The sequence below is a fragment of the Mesorhizobium sp. M1E.F.Ca.ET.063.01.1.1 genome, assembly GCF_003998155.1.
In the GTDB taxonomy this organism is placed as follows: domain Bacteria; phylum Pseudomonadota; class Alphaproteobacteria; order Rhizobiales; family Rhizobiaceae; genus Mesorhizobium.
Window position 1 is genome coordinate 1 of sequence record NZ_RZSC01000377.1, and the last position, 5,680, is coordinate 5,680.

Consider the following 5,680-nt stretch of genomic DNA (forward strand, 5'->3'; position numbering starts at 1 on the left):
GTCGACACGGCCCGCGCCAAGGCTTTCACGGAGGACTGCATCCGGCAATACGACGTGCGCACGCCGGGTTCCGAAACGGAGGCCGGGGCGCTTTCGGGGGGCAATCTGCAGAAGTTCATCATAGGCCGCGAGATCATGCTGTCCCCGAAATTGCTGTTCGTGGCGCAGCCCACCTGGGGCGTGGATATCGGCGCCGCATCCGCCATCCGCCGGCGCCTTGTCGCGCTGCGCAACGAAGGCATGGCCATCCTCGTCATCTCGGAGGAACTCGAGGAACTGTTCGAGCTCTGCGATTCGATCCAGGTGATCCATCAGGGCCGGCTGAGCCCGCCGCTGGTGACGCGCGACACCAGACCCGAGGAGATCGGCCGCTACATGATCGGCGCGCATTCGACGGCCGAAAAGGTCCCCGCATGAGCGCTCTGTTTCGGCCGTTCCTTCCCGTTCTGGTTCGCCGGGAGCACGCCTCGCTTGCAATCAAGCTGGTCGCCCCGCCCGCCGCGCTCGGCCTGGCGACGCTGCTCAATCTCGCGCTCTACCTCCTGATGGGCCGAGATCCGGCCGCTGTTTTCCACGCGATGCTTCTGGAGCCTTTCCTGTCCTGGGCCTCCTTCTCGGAAGTCCTGCTGAAGATGGGGCCGCTGCTGCTGATCGCGCAGGGGCTTGCCATCGGCTTTCGCGCAAAGGTCTTCAACATCGGCGCCGAAGGTCAGTTCATCCTCGGCGCGATCTTCGCATCGGCCGTTCCCATTTGGCTCCCGCAGGCGACGGGCCAGTGGATCTGGCCCGCCATGCTCGTCCTCGGCGCACTGGGCGGCGCGCTTTGGGCCTCGCTCACAGCGTTCTGGCGCGTGCGGCTCAACGCAAACGAAATTCTCGTTTCGCTCATGCTGGCGCTCGTTGCCGCGCAGGTGCTCAACTATCTGCTTCTCGGCCCCTGGAAGGACCCGGCCGGCTTCAACTTCCCGCAGTCGGTGATGTTCCAGTACGACGCGATGGTGCCGATCCTGATCCCCGGCACCCGCGTCAACGTCTCGCTGCTTATCGCCTTCGCGTTCTCCCTTGCGGCCTGGGTCTTCATGCAGAGGAGTTTCGCTGGCTACAAGCTGCAGGTCGGCGGCCTTGCGCCGCGCGCGGCCGGATACGCCGGCTTCAACGAAGGACGCGCGATCTGGCTTTCCCTCCTCATCGGCGGCTTCGCGGCAGGCCTCGCCGGGGCGGCCGAGGTGGCGGGGCCGCTCGGCCAGTTGCAGCGCTCCATCTCGACCGGCTACGGCTATGCGGCCATCATCGTTGCCTATCTGGGTGGCCTCCACCCGATAGGCATCGTTTTTTCCGCGCTGCTCATGGCGGCCCTCTATATCGGCGGCGACAACGCCATGGTCTCGGCAAACCTGCCCGTCGCCGCGGTCCGGGTCTTCCAGGGCAGCCTGCTGCTCGCCTATCTCGTCGCCATCGCCTTCGTCCGCTACCGGCTCGAATGGCGCCATGCCGCCCACGGAAGCGCTCCATGAATGCCCTCGAGTTCATCGTCGCCGGAATGCTGGCGGCGGCCACGCCGTTCCTTTTGGCCGCGCTGGGCGAAATGGTGGCCGAGCGGGCCGGCGTCCTCAATCTCGGCGTGGAGGGACTGATGGCCCTGGGGGCGGTCATCGCCTTCATCATCGTCTATCACGGCGGCGGCCACCTCCTTGGTTTCGTCGCCGCGGGCCTCGCCAGCACGGCTCTTTCCCTTGTCTTTGCCGTCATCGCGCTGGGGTTCCGCGCCAACCAGGTCGCGGTGGGTCTCGCCATCGGCATACTCGGCCAGGGCCTCTCGGCACTGTTCGGCAAGAGCTATGAGAGCCTCACGGTCAAAGGCCTACCGAAGCTTTCATTGCCCTGGCTTTCAGATATCCCGGTCATCGGCGGCCTGTTCGTCGAGGACGTCGTCGTGTGGCTCTCGCTTGCTGCGACCGTCGCCATCTGGGCGATATTCGCCTACACCAAGACCGGCCTTGTCGTGCGCGCCGTCGGCGAGAATCCCAAGGCGGCCCGTGCGCTAGGCTATCCGGTAATCGCAGTGCGTTTCGCCGCGGTCGCTTTCGGCGGCGCGTTGGCGGGTTTCGCCGGTGCCTACGCGGCCGTGGTCTACACTCCGCTCTGGGCCGATGGCATGATCGCCGGGCGCGGCTGGATCGCGATCGCGCTCGTGGTCTTCGGCACCTGGCTTACCAGCCGTATCTTCCTCGGTGCTTGCCTCTTCGGCGCCGTGTCCCTCGCAAGCCTCGCGGCCCAGACAACTGGGCTCGACGTTTCTTCGCAACTTCTATCGAGCCTACCTTATCTCGTGACAATCGTCGTGCTGGGCATCATTTCTTCGAACCGGCGTTTGCTCAAGCTCAACGGCGTGGCTTCGCTGGGAGAGCCTTTCGAACAATAGTGTTCGCTCGCCGCCCGGGCGCGCAATAACCCGACATCTGAGCGCAGATCGGACCGTCCCTAAATTGGGGCATGAAGGGCTGCACGCAATCCTCAAGACCATGCCTTAAAATGCCGAGCTGATCCCGGGCCAATCCTGCCGGCAGGCCGGCAGAGGTGCCGGCTTCAAAAACGATGAACGCACCGCACCAACGCCGATTGCGGGCAGCGGAACTTCGCCGCGAACCGCGTCGCGAGTTTGAGCAACGGTTCGAAGCGGTTGGCAGCTAGGAGACGGTGCTCCCGGCGAAGATCCATCGCGTTCGATACGAAAGCGCGGTGACCGATCTTGAAGGAGAAGTGCGCCGTCTGCTAGCCGTGCCGGATTTCCGTGCCGAGCACCTTCAGGCATTCCCGGATGAAGGCTGCGAGCGCCGTCCAGCCTTTGGCCGAGACCATTGTGCCGTCGACATAGGCCTCCGTCGGAGATAGATCGATATAGGTGCCGCCGGCGAGCGTCACTTCCGGTTCGCAGGCCGCCAGCGCGCCTACCTTCTTGCCGCGTACGACACCATCGACCGCGATCAGGATCTGCACGCCGTGGCAGATAGTGAAGATCGGTTTCTTCGTTTCGTGGAAATGGCGCACCATTGCCTGGATGCGCCTGTCCGTGCGGATGTATTCCGGTCCGCGGCCGCCGGCGCAATAGACGGCATCGTACTGGTCGAGCTGTTTCTCCGCGTCGGCGAACGTCTTGTTGATCAGAGCATAGTGACCAAGCTTCTCGGTGTAGGTCTGGTCACCCTCGAAATCGTGCAGCGAGGTCTTGATCAGGTCGCCGGCATTCTTGTCGGGGCAAACGACGTGGACGGTGTGACCGACGGCTTCCATCGCCTGCTGATAGACAAAGATTTCGTATTCCTCGGTGAACTCACCGGTCAGCATCAGAATCTTCTTGGCTGGCATGACTTGTCCTTTCGATTTTGAAATGCCAAGGCCCTGTCGCGCCTTGGCTGTCGCAAATTGGATTTGCCGATTGTCAGAAGGAAGAATCCGGGAAGTAGTATTCCTTGGCGTTGGCCTGGGTGATGAGCGGCGCATCGAGCTTGACGTGGCCGCGGACCGGCGCCTGGCCGATCAGGTTCGCCACTGTCATGTAGATGGCGGTCTTGATCATCGAAGGCGGGTAAGGTGTCTCGACCGGTGTCATGGCTTCGCCGTCGATCACCTTCTTGACGATGTCCTTCATCCCGTTGCCGCCGAGCGCCAGCGATGTAGCCGGAAAGCAGCCGCATGAACGTCGACTTGCCGGCCCCGTTCTCGCCGATGATCGCATGGATCTCGCCGGGCAGGATATCGAGCGTGACATCCGACAACACGGTGACGGCGACATACTGCTTGGAAACGCTTTCGGCGCGCAGCACGGGCGCGACCGGCTGGGCGGTGACCGGCGCAACAGCGCGATCTCTGTCAATGCGAGCGGCAATGGACATAGCAGCGGTCACTCGAAGGCAGGCAGGAGTCGGTCCCGCGAATTCTCGATGTGGATGCGCATCGCATGGGCGGCGCCGCTCGCATCGCCGGCAGCGAAGGCGGCGAGAATGGCCTCGTGCTCGTCCAACGCTTCTTCGGTGACGCGCGAGTGGTACATCAGGCGGAAGATGTGGAAATGGGTATGCTGGTGGTTCAGTGTCTCGCGGATGAGCTCGTTCTGCGCGAACTCCATGATCTTGTCGTGAAAGATCGCGTCTTGCCGCGCAAAGTTGGAATAGCGGAGGCGCTCGTCTTTACCCACCCGCCGGGCCATTACGCCGGCCGCCTCCTGCAGAGCTGCGAGGCGCCCCTCGTCAAGCGTTGCCGTGGCCTTGGCCGCGGCGGCGGGCTCGAGCAGAAGACGCAATTCATAAAGCTCGTCGAACCGGCGCCGAGTAATTTGCGGGGCGGCGCGATAGCCGATCAAGTGAGTTTTTACGACCAGGCCCTCGCCTTCCAGACGACCGAGCGCTTCGCGGATGGGCGTGTGTGAAACGTCGAATTCCCTGACAAGATTGTCCACGGTAATCCGAGATCCCGGCGGAATCTTCAGCGACATCAGTTGTGCAAAAATTGCTTCGTAAACATCGCCCGCCAAGCTGTTGGCGCGCTGGATGCGGCCGCTAGAGCGAGCTTCGTTGTCGACGGTCAGATCGGGGTCTTGCATCGTTTTGCCTCTTGACAGGAGCGAGCCCTAACATGATGCTCCGGTCAATTCAATACTATATCCTATACGATTTTATAGAGGATACGAACAAATGAGCTAGGGAACCCTTTATGGCCGCGCCTGGCGGCCAGGACCGGCAAGAAAGCTGAACCCTGGGACCCGCAAGTCAGGCTCGGCGACGATCGCGGCACTTGGCCAATCGGTTTGTTTTGAAAGATCTCAGTCCATGACCTTGTTTGCAGCCGCGCGCCTGCCGCGCGAAATTCTCTTTGGTAAAGGCCAGCGCCATGCGCTGCCTGCCATTGCCGATCGATATGGCCGGCGCGCATTCATCTGCACCGACGAACGCCTCGCCAAGACGTCAGAGTTCGTCGAAATCCTCGATGGATTGAAAACTGCCGGGGTCGACACACTCGTCCACGACCGGACCTTGCCTGACGTGCCTCGCGACAGCGTCGGCGCCTGTGTCGCGGAAGCAAAAGGCTTCAAGCCGGACATGGTGATCGGGGTTGGGGGCGGCAGTTGCCTCGACATGGCCAAATGCGCCGGGCTGCTGCTCAGCCATGGCGGCAAGCTCCAGGACTACTATGGTGAGTTCAAGGTGCCGGGCCCCACCCTGCCCCTGATCGCTGTGCCGACCACGGCCGGCACCGGCTCCGAGGTGACCCCGGTCGCTGTGATCTCCGACCCGGAGCGGACGCTCAAGGTCGGCATTTCCAGCCCCCACCTCATTGCCGCGGTTGCGCTTTGCGACCCGGATCTGACGACGACCTGCCCCCCTTCCCTGACAGCCATCGCCGGTGCCGACGCGCTGACGCATGCGATCGAGGCCTTCACCGCGGCAAGACGCTACGCCGATGCCGATCTGCCGCAACGACATGTCTTCGTCGGCAAGAGCGTGCTGACCGATCATTTCGCCCTTTTGGCAATCAGACTTTTGGGCCGCAGCCTCGAAGCAGCCTATCGTGACGGGTCGAACGAGAATGCACGCGCCGATGTCATGATGGGCGCGTTGGCCGCGGGCTGCGCCTTCGGTACGGCGGGAACCCCCGCCCCCCCTGCGGTGGAATATCCCGTCGG

Annotated in this window: 5 protein-coding genes and 3 pseudogenes; 4 read left to right on the forward strand and 4 right to left on the reverse strand. The window is 63.0% G+C overall.

Features of this window, described 5'->3' with window-relative positions:
* The 3 genes and pseudogenes from EOA29_RS23010 to EOA29_RS23020 form a co-directional block, all read left to right on the forward strand.
* A pseudogene (locus EOA29_RS23010) lies at window positions 1–417 on the forward strand (ABC transporter ATP-binding protein); the annotation flags it as partial.
* Window positions 414–1,514, forward strand: coding sequence for an ABC transporter permease (locus EOA29_RS23015; protein WP_126090776.1), 1,101 nt, complete (start codon window positions 414–416; stop codon window positions 1,512–1,514). The pseudogene EOA29_RS23010 and the gene EOA29_RS23015, both read left to right, overlap by 4 nt.
* Window positions 1,511–2,422, forward strand: a complete 912-nt coding sequence (locus EOA29_RS23020; RefSeq protein WP_126090777.1) for an ABC transporter permease — start codon at window positions 1,511–1,513, stop codon at window positions 2,420–2,422. The genes EOA29_RS23015 and EOA29_RS23020 overlap by 4 nt, the downstream gene beginning before the upstream one ends.
* Before the next feature lie 350 nt (window positions 2,423–2,772).
* On the opposite strand, the gene EOA29_RS23025 is transcribed toward EOA29_RS23020, so the two are convergent.
* The 4 genes and pseudogenes from EOA29_RS23025 to EOA29_RS23040 form a co-directional block, all read right to left on the reverse strand.
* The gene (locus EOA29_RS23025; RefSeq protein ID WP_126090778.1) at window positions 2,773–3,366 is read right to left on the reverse strand and encodes a DJ-1/PfpI family protein; all 594 of its coding nucleotides are present in this window, start codon (window positions 3,364–3,366) and stop codon (window positions 2,773–2,775) included.
* 73 nt (window positions 3,367–3,439) lie between these two features.
* Window positions 3,440–3,670: pseudogene (locus tag EOA29_RS23030) on the reverse strand (ABC transporter substrate-binding protein); the annotation flags it as partial.
* A gap of 4 nt (window positions 3,671–3,674) precedes the next feature.
* Window positions 3,675–3,893, reverse strand: a pseudogene (locus tag EOA29_RS23035) (ATP-binding cassette domain-containing protein); the annotation flags it as partial.
* Between the two features lie 8 nt (window positions 3,894–3,901).
* Window positions 3,902–4,600 (reverse strand): GntR family transcriptional regulator, encoded by a 699-nt coding sequence (locus EOA29_RS23040; protein WP_126090779.1) that lies wholly within the window; start codon window positions 4,598–4,600, stop codon window positions 3,902–3,904.
* A gap of 226 nt (window positions 4,601–4,826) precedes the next feature.
* On the opposite strand from EOA29_RS23040, the gene EOA29_RS23045 reads away from it, so the two are divergent.
* Window positions 4,827–5,680 (forward strand): iron-containing alcohol dehydrogenase (locus tag EOA29_RS23045; RefSeq protein ID WP_127221599.1); only part of this gene is annotated, 854 nt, incomplete at its 3' end.